This is a genomic window from Roseovarius maritimus (assembly GCF_043355895.2).
Taxonomy (GTDB): domain Bacteria; phylum Pseudomonadota; class Alphaproteobacteria; order Rhodobacterales; family Rhodobacteraceae; genus Roseovarius; species Roseovarius maritimus.
The window spans coordinates 874,913-895,167 of record NZ_JBHFPF020000001.1; the positions used below are offsets into that span (position 1 = coordinate 874,913).

General features: G+C 64.8%; 16 protein-coding genes. 5 read left to right on the forward strand and 11 right to left on the reverse strand.

Features of this window, described 5'->3' with window-relative positions; translation table 11 throughout:
• Positions 1–63: 63 nt before the first annotated feature.
• From ACEWPM_RS04345 to rpiA, 9 genes are all read right to left on the reverse strand, one after another.
• Positions 64–1,485, reverse strand: a complete 1,422-nt coding sequence (locus tag ACEWPM_RS04345; protein ID WP_393963458.1) for a cryptochrome/photolyase family protein — start codon at positions 1,483–1,485, stop codon at positions 64–66.
• A gap of 51 nt (positions 1,486–1,536) precedes the next feature.
• The gene (locus tag ACEWPM_RS04350) at positions 1,537–2,763 is read right to left on the reverse strand and encodes an aminotransferase class V-fold PLP-dependent enzyme (protein WP_393963457.1); all 1,227 of its coding nucleotides are present in this window, start codon (positions 2,761–2,763) and stop codon (positions 1,537–1,539) included.
• A gap of 94 nt (positions 2,764–2,857) precedes the next feature.
• Positions 2,858–4,561, reverse strand: a complete 1,704-nt coding sequence (locus ACEWPM_RS04355) for a BCCT family transporter (protein WP_393963456.1) — start codon at positions 4,559–4,561, stop codon at positions 2,858–2,860.
• 379 nt (positions 4,562–4,940) lie between these two features.
• A complete protein-coding gene (locus ACEWPM_RS04360; protein ID WP_393963468.1) occupies positions 4,941–6,362 on the reverse strand; it encodes a DegQ family serine endoprotease in 1,422 nt (473 codons plus the stop codon).
• Between the two features lie 162 nt (positions 6,363–6,524).
• Positions 6,525–6,722, reverse strand: coding sequence for a DUF2065 family protein (locus ACEWPM_RS04365; protein ID WP_393963455.1), 198 nt, complete (start codon positions 6,720–6,722; stop codon positions 6,525–6,527).
• Positions 6,722–7,825, reverse strand: a complete 1,104-nt coding sequence (hflC, locus tag ACEWPM_RS04370; protein ID WP_393963454.1) for a protease modulator HflC — start codon at positions 7,823–7,825, stop codon at positions 6,722–6,724. Before hflC ends, ACEWPM_RS04365 begins: the two co-directional genes overlap by 1 nt.
• A gap of 3 nt (positions 7,826–7,828) precedes the next feature.
• Complete coding sequence (hflK, locus tag ACEWPM_RS04375) at positions 7,829–8,986, reverse strand: FtsH protease activity modulator HflK (protein WP_393963453.1); 1,158 nt, start codon at positions 8,984–8,986, stop codon at positions 7,829–7,831.
• Between the two features lie 112 nt (positions 8,987–9,098).
• Positions 9,099–10,454 (reverse strand): glutathione-disulfide reductase, encoded by a 1,356-nt coding sequence (gene gor, locus ACEWPM_RS04380; protein ID WP_393963452.1) that lies wholly within the window; start codon positions 10,452–10,454, stop codon positions 9,099–9,101.
• A 51-nt stretch (positions 10,455–10,505) separates the two neighbouring features.
• Positions 10,506–11,294: a ribose-5-phosphate isomerase RpiA gene (rpiA, locus tag ACEWPM_RS04385; RefSeq protein WP_393963451.1), complete on the reverse strand. Its 789-nt coding sequence runs from the start codon at positions 11,292–11,294 to the stop codon at positions 10,506–10,508.
• Positions 11,295–11,410: 116 nt separating this feature from the next.
• Between rpiA and ACEWPM_RS04390 the strand changes: the two genes are divergently transcribed.
• The 5 genes from ACEWPM_RS04390 (at position 11,411) to ACEWPM_RS04410 (ending at position 17,318) form a co-directional block, all read left to right on the forward strand.
• Positions 11,411–12,106, forward strand: coding sequence for a glutathione S-transferase family protein (locus ACEWPM_RS04390; protein WP_393963450.1), 696 nt, complete (start codon positions 11,411–11,413; stop codon positions 12,104–12,106).
• A gap of 87 nt (positions 12,107–12,193) precedes the next feature.
• Positions 12,194–13,906, forward strand: a complete 1,713-nt coding sequence (locus ACEWPM_RS04395) for an ABC transporter substrate-binding protein (protein WP_393963449.1) — start codon at positions 12,194–12,196, stop codon at positions 13,904–13,906.
• Positions 13,907–13,980: 74 nt separating this feature from the next.
• Positions 13,981–15,192 carry a multidrug effflux MFS transporter gene (locus tag ACEWPM_RS04400; RefSeq protein ID WP_393963448.1) on the forward strand — a complete coding sequence of 404 codons (1,212 nt, stop codon included), beginning with the start codon at positions 13,981–13,983 and terminating at the stop codon, positions 15,190–15,192.
• A gap of 53 nt (positions 15,193–15,245) precedes the next feature.
• Entirely contained in the window at positions 15,246–16,538 is a 1,293-nt protein-coding gene (gene serS, locus ACEWPM_RS04405; protein WP_393963447.1) for a serine--tRNA ligase, read from the forward strand.
• A gap of 75 nt (positions 16,539–16,613) precedes the next feature.
• Positions 16,614–17,318 carry a hypothetical protein gene (locus ACEWPM_RS04410; protein ID WP_393963446.1) on the forward strand — a complete coding sequence of 235 codons (705 nt, stop codon included), beginning with the start codon at positions 16,614–16,616 and terminating at the stop codon, positions 17,316–17,318.
• Positions 17,319–17,332: 14 nt separating this feature from the next.
• On the opposite strand, the gene der is transcribed toward ACEWPM_RS04410, so the two are convergent.
• Positions 17,333–18,787 carry a ribosome biogenesis GTPase Der gene (der, locus tag ACEWPM_RS04415; protein WP_393963445.1) on the reverse strand — a complete coding sequence of 485 codons (1,455 nt, stop codon included), beginning with the start codon at positions 18,785–18,787 and terminating at the stop codon, positions 17,333–17,335.
• Positions 18,788–18,835: 48 nt separating this feature from the next.
• Entirely contained in the window at positions 18,836–20,188 is a 1,353-nt protein-coding gene (locus ACEWPM_RS04420) for a PQQ-like beta-propeller repeat protein (protein ID WP_393963444.1), read from the reverse strand.
• Positions 20,189–20,255: the final 67 nt, after the last annotated feature.

Sequence of the window (20,255 nt, forward strand, 5' to 3'; positions counted from 1 at the left end):
TGGTCTTTCCGTTCTTATTGGCCGTATACGCAATATTGCGCGGCATTTCATCATCCTCAACACTCAGAACGAGCGGTCCTGGTACGCATTCAACGCGCGCTCACGCCCTTCGGCAAGGCCAAGGGCCGGATCCGGGTAGGCATCATCCGGGCTGAGGCCCCAACTGCGCGGGATCGCCTCGAAATAGCTGAGCGCCGTTTCGCTGGGATCCTCCTGACCTTCCACGATCCAGTCGCGGATATAGTTTCCCTTTTCGTCGAATTTCTCCAGCTGCGTCTCTGGATTGAAGATGCGGAAATAGGGCGAGGCATCGGGCCCCGAGCCTGCGGCCCATTGCCAGCCCATCGCGTTGGAGGCGATGTCCCAGTCGGTCAGATGATCGTCGAACCACGCCTGTCCGACGCGCCAATGGGTCATCAGATGCTTGGTCAGGTAGCTGGCAACGATCATGCGCGCGCGGTTATGCATGCGGCCCGTCACATACATCTGCCGCATGGCCGCATCGACAAAGGGCACGCCGGTGCGGCCCTGTTTCCAAGCGGTCACCTCGGGGGTGTCGCCATCCTCATTCCAGGGAAAGTCATCCCATTTCTCGCGCCAGTTACGCGTGGCGATCTGCGGGGTGTGATAGATGAGATGGTAGGCGAACTCGCGCCAGACCAGCTCCTTGATCCAATGCTCGGCCCCCTTGGCGCCCTCGTGCAGCGCGCGCTGACCCGCATGCCAGCATTGCATCGGGCTGATCTCGCCAAGGGCAAGGTTCTCGGACAGGTTCGACGTGCCGTCGACCGCCGGCAGGTTGCGCGCGTCCTTATAGTGCTCGATGGGACCGTCGATGAACCATGCCAGCCGGTCCTGCGCCGCCTCTTCACCGACCTGCTGATAGGGCAGGCAAATCTTCGCGCCCCGGCGCATCGCAGCGGCCATGCGCCAGTCTTGCAGCGCATCGCTGGCGGGCCAGTCCTGCGGCGGGCGCAAGTCCTCCGGCGCCTTCAGCGGCTGGGCCACGCCGCGATCCTTCACCGCGCGCCACATGGGCGAGTAGACCTTGTAATAGCCGCCATCCTTGGTCTCGACCGTCCACGGCTCGAACATCAGAAGGCCCGCGTGGCTCTGCACGTCGACGCCATCCTCCTTGAGCGCGGCTTTGACCGCCTTGTCGCGCGCGATGGCGCCCGGATCATAAAGACGCGACCAATGCACTGCCCCTGCCCCCGTCTCCTGGATGAGATCGCGCAAAACCTCCAGCGCGTCACCGGACCGCAGGATCAGGCGGCTGCCTTTGGCCTCCAGCGTCTCTGCCAGTTTCTCAAGGCCGAGACCAAGGCGCCACTTGGGCGCGGCGCCCAGCGCCTCGACAGCCGCGTCGTGGATAAAGACCGGAATGACCGGCCCACCGGCCTCCAGCGCGGCGGTGAAAGCGGGATGATCGCTGAGCCGCAGGTCGCGGCGCAGCCATAGAAGGGTCGGTTTGCTATCGCTCATGTCAGATCCGGCTTATGCGTTCGGGCATGACATAGGGCGCAAGCCGCGGGATCAAAGAACTTCGTCCAACGCGTTCATCAGCTTATCAACCTCGGCCTTCGCCGTATAATGCACGAAGCTGAGGCGCAGCACCCCATGCGCCGGATCCACCCCCATCGCCCTCAGCGCGCGCACCGCATAGAAATCGCCGCCGCCCGCCATGATACCATGCCGCGCCAGATCACGCGCCACCTCCTCGCCGGGGCGGTCGGTGCGCAGCGCGACGGTGGGCGCGCGGCCTGCGGCATCGCTGGGTCCAAGCAAACGCACCGAGTTACGCGAGGCGGCATAATCCAGCAGCGGCCCCAGCAGCGCCTCTTCATGCGCGCGCATCAGATCATGCACGCCCTGCCCACGCGCGGCGGCATCGCCGGTCAGCCCGTGGTGATCCGCCAGCGCATCGATGTAATCCGCCATGCCCGCGCAGGCGGCCACCTGCGCATGATCCGGCCCGGCGGGGGTGAAGCGTTTGTAGAGGCTGTCCTCGTTGAAATAATGCGCCTGGTTGGGCAGCATCATGCCAAGGGCGCGGCGGATTGCCATGATGCCTTGATGCGGCCCATAGGTCTTGTAGGCGGAAAAGAGGTAGATGTCAGCGCCCAGCGCGCCCACATCGGGGATGCCGTGGGGCGCATAGCTGACCCCGTCGACACAAACGAAGGCGCCCGCCGCATGGGCCAGCGCGGTGATCTCGGCGACGGGATTGACCTCGCCCACCACGTTCGAGCAATGAGGAAAGCAGACGAGACGCACGCGCTCGTCCAGCAGATCCTCCAGATCCTTGGGGTCGAGATGGCCCGTATCGGGGTCGATGCACCATTCGCGCACGTCAAAGCCCTCATCGGCGAGCCGGCGCCATGGCCCGCTATTGGCCTCGTGATCCTGGTTGGTGACGATGATCGCATCGCCGGGCCGCATCCACTGGGCAAAGGCGCGGGCGAGCACATAGGTGTTCTGCGTGGTCGAGGGGCCAAAGCTCAGCTCATCCGTGTCGATGCCCATGATCGCGGCAAGACGCGTGCGCGCCTCGTCCATCTCGGCGCCGCCCAGCGTGCTGGCCTCGTAGGGCGCGTAGGGCTGCACCTTGCGCGCGCGGTAGAACCGCGTCAGCCGGTCGATCACGGGCGCGCAGGCATAAGAGCCACCGGCGTTCTCAAAAAAGGCCTGCCCCTGCAGGGAAGGCTCCTCAAACGCCGGAAATTGCCCGCGCACGAAATCCACATCCAATCTGCTGCTCATCCCGGCCTCCTCGTTTTCCTACCCCAGCACAAAACAACAAAGCCCCCGAACGCGCAAGCGTGCGGGGGCCCTGTCAATGGTATCGGGGCAGTCCTTAGGCGTTACGCTCGGATTGCAGGCCTTTGAAGATGGCCCAGCACATGATCAGCAGGACCAGCGTAAAGGGCAGGCCCGTCGAGATGACCGCCGATTGCAGCGCCGCAAGGCCACCGCCGATCAAGAGCACGATCGCGACCGCGCCCTCGAAGATGCACCAGAATACGCGCTGCGTGACCGGCGCGTCCACCTTGCCGCCCGCCGTGATCGTGTCGATCACGAGGCTGCCCGAGTCCGACGAAGTCACGAAGAACACCACGACGAGGATGATCCCGATGGTCGAGGTGATCGTCGCGAGCGGCAACTGGTCGAGCATGTAGAAGAGCTTGAGCTCAAGCGCCGCATCCTTGGCCGCGGTGTAGTTGTCGGCCACGACCTGATTGATCGCCGTGCCGCCAAAGACGCTCATCCACAGCACACAAACAAGGCTGGGGATCAGCAGCACGCAGATCAGGAATTCACGCACCGAACGGCCCCGGCTGACGCGGGCGATGAACATGCCCACGAAAGGCGACCAGCTGATCCACCAGGCCCAATAGAACGATGTCCAGCCCTGCATGAAGTTGGTGTCGTCACGCCCGAACGGGTTGCTGAGCGCAAAGAGGTTCTGCAGATAGGCCCAAAGGCTGTCGGCAAAGAAGGTCAGCAGGAAGATCGGGCCGCCGACGATCAGCGTGAAGACCAACAGCAGGCCCGCAAGGCCCATGTTGATCTCGGACAGCACCTTGACCCCGCCATCAAGGCCACGCACGACCGAGATCAGCGCGATGGCGGTAATGCCAGTGATCAAGAGAACCAGAAGCGTGCTGCTATCCGCAACACCGCTTTCCTCGGTATTGCCATAGGTGATTCCAAGGAAACTGCGCGTGCCTTCGGCCGCATCGCCCGATCCATAGAGGAAGGTCAGGCCTGAGGCCGCCTGCTCGGCACCGAAGCCGAGCGATGTGGCTAGGCCGAAGAGCGTGGCGAATACGGCCAGCGTGTCGATGATATGGCCGGTCCAGCCCCACACACGCTCGCCGAAGATCGGATAGAACGCCGAGCGCAGCGTCAGCGGCAGGCCCTTGTTGTAGCTGAAAAGTGCCAGCGCCAGCGCCACGACCGCATAGATCGCCCAGGGGTGCAGGCCCCAGTGAAAGATCGTAGCCGCCATGCCGAGGCGGGTCGCTTCGGCCTCATTGGCAGCCGCACCTAGAGGCGCCCAGTCGGTGCGCAGCCCCTCCTCGACCGATGTGCCGCCCAGCGAACTGGCGAAATGGCTCATCGGTTCGGACACGCCGAAGAACATCAGGCCAATGCCCATGCCCGCCGCGAAGAGCATCGCGAACCAACCGACATAGGTATAGTCCGGCGTCGCGTCCGAGCCACCCAGCCGGATCGAGCCGAAGGGGCTGACGATCAGGAAAAGGCAGAAGATGACAAAGATGTTCGCCGCGCTGAGGAAGAACCAGTCAAAGCTCTTGGTGACGAAATTGAACAGCCAAGTGAACATGGCACTGGCCTGATCCGGCAGCGCCAGCGCGAAGAACACGAAAGCGATGATCGAAATACCCGCCATTGCAAAAACGGGGTTATGAAAATCGAGGCCGAATGGCCCGATGGAAGTTGTTACGTTATCCTGACCGATCTCGTAGTCGGTCTGGATGATGTCGGACTCGCCTTCCGGCGCCGGGATCCCCTGATCCCCTGTCTCATCCACCATGTGTCGTCCTTTCCCTCTGGGGGCGAGGCCGACACGGGTATGCGCAAATCGCGCAGGCGTGCCAGCGTCATCCCCGTTTCATTGGTCGGCGCTGCACACGCCCTCATTTTCTGGCGCCAAGGGGCGCGGGGCATGCCCCGGCCCCAAGACCTAGCGACACTCGGCGGCCCTGCGGCCGCCGCTATCAATGGCCGAGGGTAACAAGACATGATGGGTGTTCGCAACCAAACCGACCGTGTGCCCACCCAAAAGCGACGCCTAGCGTATATCGAAGACCGCAGAAACAGCCTTGTGGTCATGAAAAAAACCGCCGGAAGATCCGGCGGGGTGACTTTGCATCAAGAGGTTCGCCGCGCTCTCAGGCGCGGAGCTTCGAGCGTCACTCGTCCGTCAGCGACAACGCGACAAAGCGCGGCTGGCCATTCGAGCGCACCAGAAGCAGCAAGGATTTGCGCCCCGCCTCGCGCGCGTCGGCGATCCGGCCTTGCAGATCGGCGATGGTACTGAGGCTCTGCTGGCCTGCCTCGGTGATGACATCGCCGGCGCGCAGGCCCTTCTCGTAGGCCTCGGACAACTGGTCGATATCTTGCACGACAAGGCCCTCGGCATCATTTGGCAGTTCCAGCTGCGTGCGCAGTTCGTCATCCAGCGGCGCAAGGGTCAGACCCATCAGCGTCTGAGGCTCGGGCGCGGCATCAGGGCCGTCCTCGGCATCAGTGCCGCTGGCATTCTCGGCATCCTCGCGGCGGCCCAAGGTGACTTTCAGCGTCTTGGTCATTCCATCGCGAAAGACGACGACGCGCACGGTCTTGCCTACATCCGTCTCGCCCACCTGGCGCACCAACTCGCGCGTATCGGGCACTTTGACCCCGTCGAAGGAGGTGATGACATCACCCGCCATCATGCCCGCATCGGCGGCCGGACCCTTGGGCACATCCGTCACCAGCGCGCCCGCGGCAATATCGAGGCCCATCGCCTCGGCGACGTCCGGCGTCACGTCCTGTATGCGCACGCCCAGCCAGCCGCGCCGCGTCTCGCCGAATTCCTGCAACTGGTCGACGACGCGTGTCACCACATTGGAAGCCATGGAAAAGCCGATGCCGATCGAGCCGCCATTGGGGCTGAGGATCGCGGTGTTCACGCCCACGACCTTGCCATCCATGTCAAAGAGCGGGCCGCCGGAGTTGCCCTGATTGATGGCCGCGTCAGTTTGGATATAGTCGTCATAAGTGCCGCTCAGGGCGCGGTTGCGGGCGGAGACAATACCCGCGCTGACAGAGAACCCCTGTCCCAGCGGGTTGCCCATCGCCATCACCCAGTCACCGACGCGGGCGGTATCGCTGTCGCCAAAACTGACGAAGGGCAGCGGAGCGTCGGCCTCGACCTTCAGCAGCGCGATATCGGTCTTGGGGTCGGTGCCGATGACAGTCGCTTCCAACTCGCCGCCCTCGTAGAACTCGATGATGATCTCATCGGCCCGCTCGATCACGTGGTTGTTGGTGACGATATAGCCGTCCTCGGAAATGACAAAGCCCGAACCGAGAGCCGAGCTACGCCGCTGGCGCGGTGCTGGGGCGCCGTTCTCGCCTGGATCGCGAAACTGGCGAAAGAAATCCTCAAAAGGCGAGCCATCGGGCACCATCGGCGTCGGTCCAGTGCCCTGCGCCACGGTCGTGGAGGTGGTGATGTTGACGACAGCCGGGCTGACCTTCTGCGCCAGATCGGCAAAGCTCTCGGGGCGGGCCTGCGCGACCAGCGCCTGTGCCAACACCAGCGCCGCCGTCAGAATGGACAATGCCATCGCCTTGACCGCCGCGGGGTGGGGGCGCACCGCTGCTTTGCTTGCATGTCTCAAGATCGGTTCTCCTCGATTGCGTGTTTTCATCCGCTCTTGCCTCAAGTGTAGAGACAGGCGCGCCGGGTGCAAACGGTGAATTGGCGCATCACGCGAGTGTTACGCCCCTTACGCGCCCAGCCCCTTGGCCAGCCAGACCAGCACCAGCCCCGCCGCCATCGCGGCAAGGCCCAAGGCGCGGCGGGCCTCGAGCGGCATGGCGCGCAGCGCTATGAGCATCCGCTCGATCATGCCGGGGGCCAGCGCATAAACCAGCCCCTCGACAATCAGCACGAGACCCAGCGCCAATGCGCCAGTGGCCAGCATTACTGCGTGGCCGCCTGGCCGCCAATCTGGTTGCCGGTCTGGCCGTCTGACTGGCCATCATCGGCCTGCGCCGCGCCATCCAGCACGCCGCTGGTCGATGCACCCGACGCGGCGCCGCTGGCGGCAGCGCCGCTTTCGGTCGCCGAGCCGGTCTCACCGCTCGTATTCGCATCCGCACCGGCATCGGTGCCGCCGTCCGCCTCTACCGGAGCAGTCGCGCCGCCTTCGGGAACAACCTGGGCACCGGCGGAATTGAAGTAGGTGAAGAAATCACTCTCTGGCGACATCACGATGGACGAGTTGCTGCCCCGCAGCGCCCCACGATAGGCATCGAGCGAGCGATAGAATTCAAAGAATTCCGCATCCGCGCCGAACGCCTGGTTGAATATCGCGTTGCTGCGCGCATCGGCCTCGCCTCGGGTGATCTCGGCCTGGCGGTTGGCGTCGGACACCAGTTCGACCTGCGTCCGGTCGGCCTGCGCGCGCACGCGCTGCGCCGCCTCGTTGCCACGCGCGATCTCGTCCGCCGCCTCACGCTCACGCTCGGCCCGCATCCGGGCGAATGTGGCGTCAAGGTTCTGTGCGGGCAGATCGGTGCGCTTGAGCCGCACGTCCACCACTTCGATGCCCAGCTCCTTGGCCTCGGCGATGGCCGCGTTGCGGATGCGCAGCATCAGTGCCGCACGGTCCGTGCTGAGGATGTCATTCGAGCTGACCGAGCCGAGGACCTCCCGTGTCCGCGAGCGCAAGATCGAGTCCAGACGGCTCTCGGCAAAGGGGATGCCCCCGTCGCCGACAGCCTCACGGAAGCGGCGGACGTCGGTGATCCGATAGCGCGCGAAAGCGTCGACCACGAGGCGGCGATCATCCAGCGGCGTCACTTCGAGCGGGTCGATATCGCGGCTTAGGATGCGGTCATCATAGCGCACGACCTGCTGGATGAACGGGATCTTGAAGCCGATGCCCGGCTCTTCCTTGACGTCGATGATCTTGGAGAATTGCAGCACAAGCGCGCTTTCACGCTCGTCCACGATGAAGATCGACAGCATGCCGACGACACCGGCAACCGCGATGGCGGGTAGGATATAAGCGGATTTACCCATGATTTACTGACCTTCCGAATTCTTGCGCAGCTCATTGAGCGGCAGGTAGGGCACGACGCCCGATGCGCCGCCGGACTGGTTCTGATCGAGAATGATCTTGTCCAAGTCGCCCAGCACTTCCTCCATCGCCTCGAGGTAAAGGCGCTTGCGCGTCACCTCGGGAGCCTTGGTGTATTCACCCAGAACCGCGCTGAAGCGGCTGGCCTCACCTTCGGCCTCATTGACGACGCGAGCGCGATAGCCTTCGGCCTCTTCCAGCGTCTGCGCGGCCTGACCACGCGCCTCCGCAAGGATGCGGGCGGCATAGGCGTCGGCCTCTTTTTCAAGGCGATCGCGCTGCTGCTCGGCGGCCTGCACTTCGCGGAAGGCGTCGATGACCTCCTGCGGCGGGTCTGCCTTGTCAAAGTTGATACGGATGACGTTGATGCCGCTCTCGTAGCTGTCCAGTGTCGACTGGATCAACTCTTCGAGGCGCGACGCGATGATACCGCGGTCCCGGTTGAGGATCGGTGCCAGCTGCGACTGCGCGATGATCTCGCGCATGCCGGATTCGGACACGGCGCGAATCGTGGCGCGCGGATCGCGCAGGTTGAACAGCAGCATGGCCGGATCGGAGATGTTCCAGACGACCTGGAAGTCGATATCGACGATGTTCTCGTCCCCGGTCAGCATCAGCCCCGCCTCGCCACCGCGCGCGCCGACACCGATATCCTCGCTGCGCTCGGAGGTCACGACAACCTTTTCATAGGTGATGAAGGGCCAAGGCGCGAGATGCGGGCCCGAACCGGTGGTGCGATGGTACTCGCCAAGGAACAACTCGACCGCGCGCTCTTCAGGCTTGACGGTGTAGAAACTGGCGAACAGCCACAGTGCGACGGCGCCCAGCAGGCCCAGAATGACCATGCCGCGCGTGACGCGCGGGCCCTCGCCGCCGCCGGAGCCACCCGAGGTGCCCCCGCCGCCGCCGCGACCGCCCATCAGCACGCGCAGCTGGTCCTGGCCCTTGCGGACCAACTCGTCGATCTCGGGCATCTGGCCACTGCTGCCGGGACGGCGACCGCCGCGCTCTCCGCTGCCGTTCTGACCGTTGCCGTTATTTCCGCCCGAGCCCTTGCCCGAGTTACCGCCGCCGCCCCATGGGCCGCCCGACTGTCCTGCCATGAATATCCATCCCTTTGAATGTCCGGGTCGGGGCACCTTGGCACCCCGGTCCTTGTTAAACTGTATAGCGCGGCCCGAAATTCAACCCAAGAGCCGCCAATGTTGCGTGGTGTCAGCCGGTGCGCACGGGCGTCTTCATCGTCACCAATTCCTCGGACATGGTGGGATGAACCGCGCAAACACGGTCGAAATCCTCTTTGGTCGCGCCCATCTTGACCGCGATCCCGGCCATCTGGATCATCTCACCCGCGCCGGGCGCGACGATGTGACACCCCAGCACGCGGCGCGTTGCCTTGCTGACGACCAGCTTCATCAGCACGCGGCCGGTGCGCCCGACAAAGGCCGTCTTCATCGGGCGGAACGAGGTGCAATAGACCTCGATCGGTTCGACATCGCGCGCTGCTTCCTCGCTGAGGCCGACAGTGCCGATCTCGGGCTGGGTAAAGATCGCGGTCGGGATCAGGTCGTGATCCACCGGGGTCGGATTGCCTTTGAACACCGTCTCCACAAAGGCCATGCCTTCGCGGATGGCCACCGGCGTCAGGTTGACCCGGTCCGTCACGTCGCCGATGGCATAGACCGAGGGCACGGCGGTCTGCGAATACTCGTTCACCTCGATCTGGCCATTGCGGCCCATACCCACGCCCAGATCCTCCAGCCCCAGATCCGCGCTGTTGGGGCGGCGGCCCGTGGCGAAGAACACTTTGTCGAAATGCTTTTCATCACCATGGGTGGATTTCACGACATAGCCGTCCTCATCGGGGGTGATGCTGAGGATATTGGTGCCCAGTTTCAGGTCGATCCCGTTGTCGCACATATCCTCCGACACCAGCCCGCGCGTTTCTTCGTCGAAGCCGCGTAGAATCTGCGCGCCGCGGTAATACTGCGTCACATCGACGCCAAGGCCGTTGAGAATGCATGCAAATTCACAGGCGATATAGCCGCCGCCGACCACCAGCACACTGCGCGGCAGGACATCGAGATCGAAGATATCGTCGCTGACGATGCCATGTTCGGCATCGGGTATCTCGGGGCGGACCGGCGCGCCGCCGGTCGCGATCAGGATATGCTTCGCGGTGAAGCTTTCGCCGGTCGAGAGGCTGACGGTATGCGCATCGGTCAAACGCGCGCGAGCGTCGTAGGTCTCGACGTCGCTGTTCTTCAGCAAATTGCGGTAGACGCCTTCCAGCCGGTCCAGCTCCTCATGCAGATGGCCGCGAAAGGCGGGCCAGTCGAACCCGCCAGCATGGACCGTCCAGCCATAGGATTGCGCGTCGCGCATCTCGCTGGGGAATTCGCTGGCAAAGACCATCAGCTTTTTCGGCACGCAGCCACGGATGACGCAGGTTCCGCCATAGCGGCTTTCCTCGGCCAGCGCCACGCGGGCGCCGGTGCCCGCCGCAACCCGCGCCGCCCGCACCCCGCCCGAGCCGCCACCGATCACGAAAAGATCGTAGTCGAAATTCATGCCTGCCTCATAAGTGTTATCTGGATGACGTTGGAGAATACTGACTCGGTATCAATCCATCATGTCCTTGAACAAATTGTCGGATTCCACGAAATCAAGCCTGTCTTGCTCAATCGTGCCTTCGTTGATGTCGCGCAGTTCGACCCGCCCATCGCCATGGCCGATCACGACCACGTCGCAGATATCGACGAACAGCCCGTTTTCAACCACGCCAGGGATCTGGTTCAGCACCATGGCCAGCTGCCGTGCATTGCCGATCCGGCCCAGATGCAGATCAAGGATATGGTTGCCCTCATCGGTGACGTAGGGATGATCGCCATTCATCCGCAGCGTCACGTCGCGGCCCAGCACATCGACCGAGATCAGCATTTCCTCGATCAGCGCGCGGCTGGTCTGCCAGCCAAAGGGAATCACCTCGACCGGCAGGGGAAAGGCACCCAGATGGCCCACTTCCTTGGCCGCGTCCGCGATCACGATCATCTGGTCGCTCGCCGTCGCCACGATCTTTTCTTGCAGGAGAGCGCCACCGCCGCCCTTGATCAGGTTGAGTTCACTGTCGAACTCGTCGGCGCCGTCGATGGTCAAGTCCAGCCACTTGGCCTCGTCAAGGCTGATCACCTCGATGCCAACCTCGCGGGCCAGCTCGGCGGTACGGGTGGAGGTGGGCACGCCGCGAATCTTGAGGCCGCCCTCGCGCACCAACTCCCCGAGGCAGCGCACCATCCACGCGGCGGTCGACCCCGTCCCAAGACCCACCCGCATGCCGTCCTCGACATAATCGACCGCCTTCTTGGCGGCGACGAACTTGGCCTTGTCGATGGGTGACAATTGTCCGGACATGGCGGCGACTCCCAGTTGTTTCTGCGTCGTTATAGGCTTTATGGCCCAATCGTGCGAGAGGCAATCAGGCGCGGCGACTGCACTCGCCTCTTGGCGCCGTGCGCGGGGCGGGTAACATGCCTCTCATGAGCCTCATCCTGCATTACGCCCCCGACAACGCCTCCCTGATCGTGCGCCTCGCGCTCGAAGAGCTGGGCCTGCCCTTTGAAACCAGGTTGGTCGACCGCGCCGCCCGCGCGCAGCAGGGCCCGGCCTACCGCCGGATCAATCCGCATGGCCTCATCCCCGCGCTGGAAACGCCGGAGGGCGCGATCTTCGAGACGGCCGCGATCCTGCTCTGGCTGGATGGGCGCGCGCCCGGCGTGCTGGCGCCTTTGCCGGACGCGTGCGGGCGCGGCGATTTCCTGAAATGGCTGATCTTTGTGGCCAATACCCTGCACCCGGCGCTGCGGATGACGTTCTATCCAGAAAAATATTGCCCCGGCGCCGAGGAGCGGATGCGCCGCCATATGCGCGGGCTGATCCTTGGGCATCTGGCGCAGATGGAGTGCGCGGCGGCGGGGCCTTTCTTTGGCGGCGATGCGCCCTCGATGATCGACCTCTATCTTGCGCCGCTCCTGCGCTGGTGCGCGCTCTATCCCGTCGGGGACACGGCGTGGTTCGCCCGTGCCGCCCTGCCGAGGCTGATGCGGATCTGCCGCGAGGTCGAGGTGCGCCCCGCCGCCCGGCGCGCGGCAAAGGCCGAGGGAATGGGCGATGCGCCCTTCAGCGCACCCGCCCTGCCCGATCCGCCTGAAGGCAGCGCGACCTGACCGGCGATTGCACTTTGGCCGGCATTGGGGAACAAATAAGAACGCCGGAGCGCTGCGAATCCCGGCCCCACCGCCGGAGACGCCCTGATGAGACGCACCCGCCCAGACCGCCCGCTGCCCGACTGGCTGCGCCAGCAGGCCGCCAGGCTGCGGCGCGGGGCGCGCGAACAGGGCGGCACCCTGAAACGGACGGACCGGCGCGAGTTCCTGTCCCTGGCCAGCGCATTCGGCGCCAGCGCGGCGACGGCCTACGGCCTCCTGGGCCTGCCTGCGCCCGCGGCCGCGCAGGAGGGCGCGGAGCGCACGGAGGGGCGCAGTCCCGAGAACACGCGCGCTTCGGTACGCATCCAGATGCTGGTGCGCGACGTGTCGGACCCGCGCATGTTCGACTGGTATCAGGCGGCGAATTTCACCCGCGGCTGGCTGGAATATCTTGTCAGCTATGAAAATGACGGCACCTTCCTGCCCCGCTTGCTGGAAGATTGGCGCATCTCGGATGATGCCGCACACTATACCCTGAACGTGCGGCGGGGCGTGAGCTGGAATGACGGCACGCCCTTTACCGCCGCCGATGTCGCGCGCAACATCGCCCGCTGGTGCGAGCGGGGCGCCAAGGGCAATTCCATGGCGGGCCGCTTTGACGTTCTGATCGATCCCGAGACTGGCCGCGCCCTTGAGGGCGCCATCACGCAGACGGACAGCCACACGGTCGAGCTGACCCTGCCACGCCCGGATATCTCGCTGATTGCGGGCATGGCCGACTACCCCGCCGCCATCGTGCCCGAGGGCTTCGACGCCGAGACGATGCTGGAAAACCCCGTCGGCACCGGGCCTTACCTGCCCGAGATGCTGGTGCCGGGCCAGCGCGCGGTGCTGGTGCGCAACGACGCGCATGACTGGTGGAACGCCGGGAACGGCGCGTGGATGGAGCGGATCGAATTCGTCGATACCGGCACCGATCCGCTGGCTGCCTTTGCCGCCGCCGAGGCCGACCTGATCGACATGACCCATTCGATCGAGGGCACCTATATCAATGTGTTTGCCGGCCTCGATACTTGGCGCACCCATGACATTCGCACCGCCGCCACCGTGGTCATCCGCGCCAACCAGCGGGCCGAGGTGAACGGCACCCGTCCTTACGCTGATCTGCGTGTGCGACGCGCGCTGCAACTGGCCATGGACAATGCCGTCCTGCTGGAGCTGGGCCACGCGGATCGGGGCGAGGTGGCCGAGAACCACCATGTCTCGCCGCTCCACCCCGCCTATGCGCCGATGCCCGCGCCACTCCATGATCCGGCGGGCGCGCGTCAGATGATGATCCAGGCCGGGATGCATGATTTCGTGCACGAGCTGGTCTCGATTGACGACAGCTGGCGGCGCAACACTGCGGACGCCGCCGAAGCGCTGCTGCAGGACGCGGGCATCAAGGTGCGCCGCACGATCCTGCCAGGCCCGGTTTACTGGGCCGGATGGGCGAATTTTCCCTTCAGCACGACCGATTGGGGTCACCGGCCGCTTGCCGTACAAACATATGCGCTGGCCTATCGCTCGGGCGAGCCGTGGAATGAGTTCGGCTGGTCCAATCCCGAATTCGACGCGCTGCTGGACGAGGCGCTGGCGACGCTCGACATCGAGGCGCGCCGCACGATCATGGCCCGGCTCGAGGCGCTGGTGCGCGCCGATGCGGTGACCGTGCAGCCTTATTGGCGCACCCTGACCAACCACACGGCAGAGGGCCTCGAAGGGGGGGCGCATCACCTCGCGTTCGAGATCCGGCCCTCCGAATTGCGCTGGACCTGAGACGCGCCGGGGCGTAACCCGGCCTCATGGCCTGCCCGGAGCGGGACTCGCAATGCCCCCGGAAAGGCCCCTCCATGCGCACCCCGACCACACCGCTGAACCTGCCCGAATTCGTCATCATGCTGGCGATGATGATCTCGATCGTCGCGCTCTCGACCGACTTGATGCTGCCGGGACTTGGCATGATCGGGCATGATCTGGGGGTAGATGCGGTCAATGACGTGCAGCTGATCGTCTCGTCGCTCTTTCTTGGCTTTGCGGCGGGACAGGCGCTGGCCGGTCCGCTTTCTGACAGTTTCGGGCGCAAGCCGATCATCTATCTGGGCTATGCCATCTTCATCATCGGCTGCATCCTGTCGCTGGTCGCTACCAGTTGGGAGATGATGATCACCGGCCGCGTGCTGCAGGGCCTCGGCGCGGCAAGCCCCCGCATCGTGACGCTGGCACTGGTGCGCGATGGATATGAGGGGCGCAGCATGGCGCGCATCATGTCCTTCGTGATGGCCGTGTTTATCCTTGTTCCCACCATTGCACCCGCTCTTGGGCAGGTCGTGATCTATCTCAGCGGCTGGCGCGCCACCTTCCTCGTGCTGATCGCGCTGGCGCTGGCGGCGGGCAGCTGGTTTGCCCTGCGCCAGCCCGAGACGCTGCCTCGCCACGAGCGGCGCCCCTTCTCGGCCCGCGCGATCTGGCACGGGCTGAAAGAGATTGCGCGCAATCGCACCGCCATCGGCAACACGCTGGCGCTTGGGATGATTTTCGGCGCATTCCTCGCCTATCTCAGCACCGCGCAACAGGTCTACGAGGTGGTCTATAACGCGGGCGTGTTTTTCCCGCTCTATTTCGGGATGACGGCCCTCTCGATCGGCGGGGCCGCCGTGGTCAACTCGATGCTGGTGATGCGGCTGGGCATGCGGTTCCTCACGCGCTGCGCGCTGATGGGATTGATCGCGCTGGCGCTCATCTTCGTCCTTCCCGCAACGCTCTGGGGCGGCGCGCCGCCCCTGCTGCTCTTCATCGGCTGGCTGATCGCATCGTTCTTCTGCGTCGGCATCCTCTTTGGCAATTTCAACGCCATCGCGATGGAGCCTCTGGGCCATATGGCGGGCCTTGGCGCCGCGCTGATCGGGTCGGTGTCGAATTTCATCGCGCTGCCTATCTCCTACGTGATCGGACAGCAATTCAACGGCACGGTCTTTCCGCTTCTGGCCGGGTTCGGCACGGTGGGCGTGCTGGCGCTGGCGATCTTCCTGTGGTCCGAGCGCGGGCTGGCGCGCGGCGCGTAAACTGGTGCATAACGCGGGCAAAACCCGATTCATCCGCCTGAGGAGACCCAGCCATGCATGATATCCGTGCGATCCGAGACAATCCCGCCGCCTTTGACGCGGCCCTGACCCGGCGCGGAGGGGGGGCCGCCTCGGCCGATATCCTGGCCGTCGATGAGGCGCGCCGCGCCAGGATCGCCGCCGCCGAGGGCGCGCAATCCGAGCAGAACAAGGCCTCCAAGGAAGTAGGCGCCGCCAAGGCCAAGGGTGACGAGGCCGAATTCGAGCGCTTGCGCGCCCTCGTGGGCGAGAAAAAGGCCGAGGTGGCCCAGATGCAGGCCGAGGCCAAGGCGCTGGACGCGCAGCTGACCGATATGTTGCTGGAGCTGCCGAACCTCCCGTTTGACGATGTGCCCGATGGCGAGGACGAGGCGGATAACGTGGAGCTGCGCCGCTGGGGCACGCCCGCCACCTACGACTTCGCACCCAAAGAACATTACGAGCTCGCGGGCGTCGTCCCCGGCATGGATTTCGAGATGGGCGCCAAGCTTTCGGGCGCGCGCTTCGTCGTACTCTCGGGCGCGGTCGCGCGCATCCACCGGGCGCTGGCGCAATTCATGCTCGATACGCATATCGACGAGAACGGCCTGCAGGAGACATGGACCCCCGTGCTGGTGCGCGAGGAGATGATGTATGGCACCGGGCAGCTGCCGAAATTCGGCGAGGACAGCTACAAGACCACCGATGGCTGGTGGTTGGTGCCGACCGCCGAAGTAACGCTGACCAACACCGTCAATGGCGAGGTGGTGGATCAGGCCAGCCTTCCCCACCGCATGGTCGCGCATACGCAATGCTTCCGCTCCGAGGCCGGCAGCGCGGGCCGCGACACATCCGGCATGCTGCGCCAGCACCAGTTCGAAAAGGTCGAGATGGTCAGCATCACGCATCCCGATACCAGCCGGGACGAGCTCGATCGCATGACCGGCTGCGCCGAGGGCATCCTTGAGCGGCTGGGCCTGCCCTACCGCACCATCGTGCTTTGCACCGGCGACATGGGCTTTGGCGCGCGGCGCACCCATGACATCGAGGTCTGGCTGCCTGGTCAGGACACCTACCGCGAGATATCTTCCGTGTCGATCTGCGGCGATTTTCAGGCGCGGCGCATGAACGCACGTTTCAAGCCGGCGGACGGCGGCAAGCCGCAATTCGTGCATACGCTGAATGGCTCGGGCCTTGCCGTGGGGCGCTGCCTGATCGCGGTACTGGAGAACGGCCAGCAATCGGATGGCGCCGTGCGCCTGCCCGAGGTGCTGCATCCCTATCTGGGCGGCAAATCGGTGCTCAGCGCCGAGGGCCAGCTGGTCTGAAGCCGGGTGAGGGAACCGCAGCGCGGCGCGCGCGGTTCTTTTCCCAACGCCTTTATTCAAGTCAGGTTTTTGCCCATGCCCATTCTCGTCCTTCTCGCCGCCATCGGCTTTGCGCTGTCGCCGCTTCTGGCCCCCGGTTTCGGGGGCTTTGATGCCGATCAGTTCCCTATCCCGCAGATCGATCCCCCCGTGCAGCCTGCGGGCTATGCCTTTGGCATCTGGGGGCTGATCTACGCATGGCTGATCGCGGGGGCCGCCTATGGCCTTTGGCAAAGGCGCAAAGATGCGGACTGGGCTGCGATGCGCGTGCCGCTGTTGGTGACGCTGGCGGTAGGCATTACCTGGTTGCCCATCGCCGTGAGCAGCTCGATCTGGGCCACAATCCTGATCTGGGTGATGTGGGTTTTCGCCGTCTGGGCCGTGCTGCGCGCGCCTTCGGGGACGGGCACAGATGCGTGGCTGGGCCGCGCGCCTGTCGCGCTTTATGCCGGGTGGCTGACAGCGGCCTCCAGCGTGTCTCTGGGGCTGATGGCGGCGGGCTATGGCGGCATGGACCAGGTATTGGCCGCCATCATTGCGCTGCTGATCGCGCTGGGGCTGGCTCTATTGATCGCGCGCCAGCGTCCCGATGCGTTCGGCTTTCTGGCGGGTGTCATCTGGGCGCTGATCGGCGTCTGCGTGCAGAACGCCCAAGACGGCTCGATGTCGGTACTAATTCTTGCAGCAGTCGGCGCAGCAGGTCTGATAGCGCTCGGCGGCAAGAACATAAGCCGGGCCTGAGCGCTGCCGGGTCCTTATTTGCCCGGCTTGCTCATATGCTTGCGCAACGCTGATGGCCCGGCCTTTTTCTTGGCCTTGTAGGGGTTTTTGTCACTCTGGCTGCGCATATGCAGGCGGATCGGCGTGCCCGGCATGTCGAAATCGACGCGCAGACCGTTGACCAGATAGCGCGTATAGCTTTCGGGCAGCTTGTCGGGGTGGCTGCACATTACGACAAAGCCGGGGGGCCGCGTCTTGGCCTGCGTCATGTAGCGCATCTTGATGCGCTTGCCGCCCGGTGCGGGTGGCGGGTGCTGCTCCAGCATCCCGGTCAGCCAGCGGTTCAGTTGCGCCGTGGTGATGCGACGGTTCCATACGTCATGTGCCTTCTCAACGGCGGCGCGCAGCCGGTCCAGCCCCTTGCCCGTCTTGGCAGAGACGGTGACCATGGGCGCGCCCCGCAGCTGCGGCAGAAGGCGCTCAAAACTCTCGCGCAGATCGCGCAGCTTTTGCTGCTTTTCCGGCTCGACGTCCCATTTGTTGACGGCGACGACCACGGCGCGCCCCTCGCGCTCGGCCAGATCGGCGATGCGCAGATCCTGCTGCTCGAACGGAATCGCAGCGTCCAGCAGCACGATCACGACCTCGGCAAATTTCACGGCCCGCAAGCCATCGCCAACGCTCAGCTTCTCCAGCTTTTCCTGTACGCGTGCCTTCTTGCGCATGCCCGCCGTGTCGAAAATGCGGGTGTGCAACCCGTCCCACTCGATCTGAAGCGAGATGGCATCGCGCGTGATCCCCGCCTCGGGGCCGGTCAGCAGGCGCTCTTCGCCAAGGATCTTGTTGATCAGCGTGGATTTCCCGGCATTGGGCCGGCCCACGACAGCGATCTGCAGAGGCTTTTTCGCGGTCGGCACGCGGGGCGCGTCGACATCGCCCTCTTCATCCACCGCAACATCAACCTCGGGCGCGTCAGCCTCGGCCCGCTCGGCGAAACCATCGGCCAGCGGCATCAGCACCGAGTAGAGATCGTTCAGACCCTCGCCATGCTCGGCGGACAGGCGAATGGGCTCGCCCAGCCCCAACCCATAAGCCTCGATCACCCCACCATCAGCGGCCGAGCCCTCGGCCTTGTTGGCGGCCAGGATCACATGCTTGGACCGCTTGCGCAGGATATCGGCAAAAACCTCGTCCGTGGGCGTGACCCCGGTGCGCGCGTCGATCATGAAAAGACACACATCGGCCATGTCCACCGCACGCTCTGTCAGCTTGCGCATCCGGCCTTGCAGCGATTCGTCCGTCGCCTCCTCGAGGCCGGCGGTATCGATCACGGTAAAGCGCAGATCGCCCAGACGCGCCGCGCCCTCGCGCAGATCGCGCGTGACGCCGGGCTGGTCATCGACCAGCGCCAGACGCTTGCCCACAAGGCGGTTGAACAGCGTGGATTTGCCCACATTGGGGCGCCCCACGATGGCGAGACTGAAAGTCATGTATCTGCTCCGAGACGGATCAAGCCGCCCTCATAGTGCAATACGGCGTCAGCGGAAAGCGTGCAGTTGTCCGTTCGTGCCGACCACGTAGAGAACACCGCCCGCAACGACCGGATTCGTAGTGGCGCCGCCCGGCACGGCAACGCTGCCGCGCAAGCCGCCGGTGACAGGATCGAAGAACCGCAGATACCCGTCATTCGAGGCGACAACCAGCTGACCACCGGCCAGAACGGGCCCGTAATGGGCAAAAACCTCGGCCTGGCGCTTGGGCTTGGACTTGACGAAAAGGGGCAGTTTCGTGCCCCAGACGCGGCTGCCATCCTCGGCACGCAGGCGCACCAGCTCGTTCTTGTCCGAGACCAGATAGACCGAGTCGTCGGTAGGCCAGACCGGGCTCATCGGGCCTTCATTCGCGGTCCAGATACGGTCGCCATTGGCAAGACGCAGCGCTGCCATACGGCCCGACTGGTTGCCGACGTAGACGCGGTCGCCATAGATCACCGGATCGCCGGTGATGTCGGTCACGCGGCTTTGCGCAAGGCCGTCGCGCTGGCCTGCGATAGCCGCATCCCAAAGGCGCAGACCACCCTTGCGGAACGCGCCCTGTACCTCGCCCGAGCCGAAAGCGAAGACGGCATATTTGTCCGACACCGCAGGCGCGGGGCCGCCGAGGATATTGTTGATATTGGGCGCGGCGGTCAGTTGCCACCCGATGCGGCCCGTATCCGTGTCCAGCGCCCAGGCGGTTCCGTCGCCCGCGACGACATAGACCAGCTTGCCCATGACGGTTGGGTTCGCGGTCGCCGTTTCCATCAACTCCTGCTTCCACAGGACAGCGCCGGTTGTGGGGTCGAGCGCGGTGAGGCGGCCAAATCCGGAGGAGGCAAAGAGTTTGCCGTCGCCATAGGCAAGGCCGCCGCCGCTGCCGTCAGTGGGCGAATCGGTGGCAGGCACAAGGCTGGAGGTCCAGAGTGTCGCGCCGTTGGGCGCTGTTGCGCTCACCGTTGCGGAGGCGTCCATCGCAAAGATGCGCCCGCCCGCGACCACGGGGTCGGCGGTAATGCGGCGGCGCTGGCCATCCCCGGCGCCGATCGGCGCGGACCAGATCAGGTTGGGCGAGGCCGAGAGGGCCGGATGCGCCGTCCGCGTGGCGGGCGTGCCGATGCGCTGCGTCCATTCAGCATTTGCGCGCTGACTGGGCAGACGCGCAGGCGCGGCCATGTTCGGGCCGGAGGCACCGACAACTTCACTGGCCGCAGCTTCTGCCTGATCGGTTTTCAGCACTTCGCGCAGGCCCTCACGCTTGCCGGGCAGGATCGGGTCCGGCTCCGAGCAGGCGGCCAGAAGGATCAATACGCTGAGCCAGCCGAGGGGCTTTGATTTCCGTGTCACCGCGTGCATGTCTGGTCGTCCCCGTTTTGCTTTCACAGCCTTGCCGCCTCGCTGCGTGCTGGCGGCCGGGCCTCTG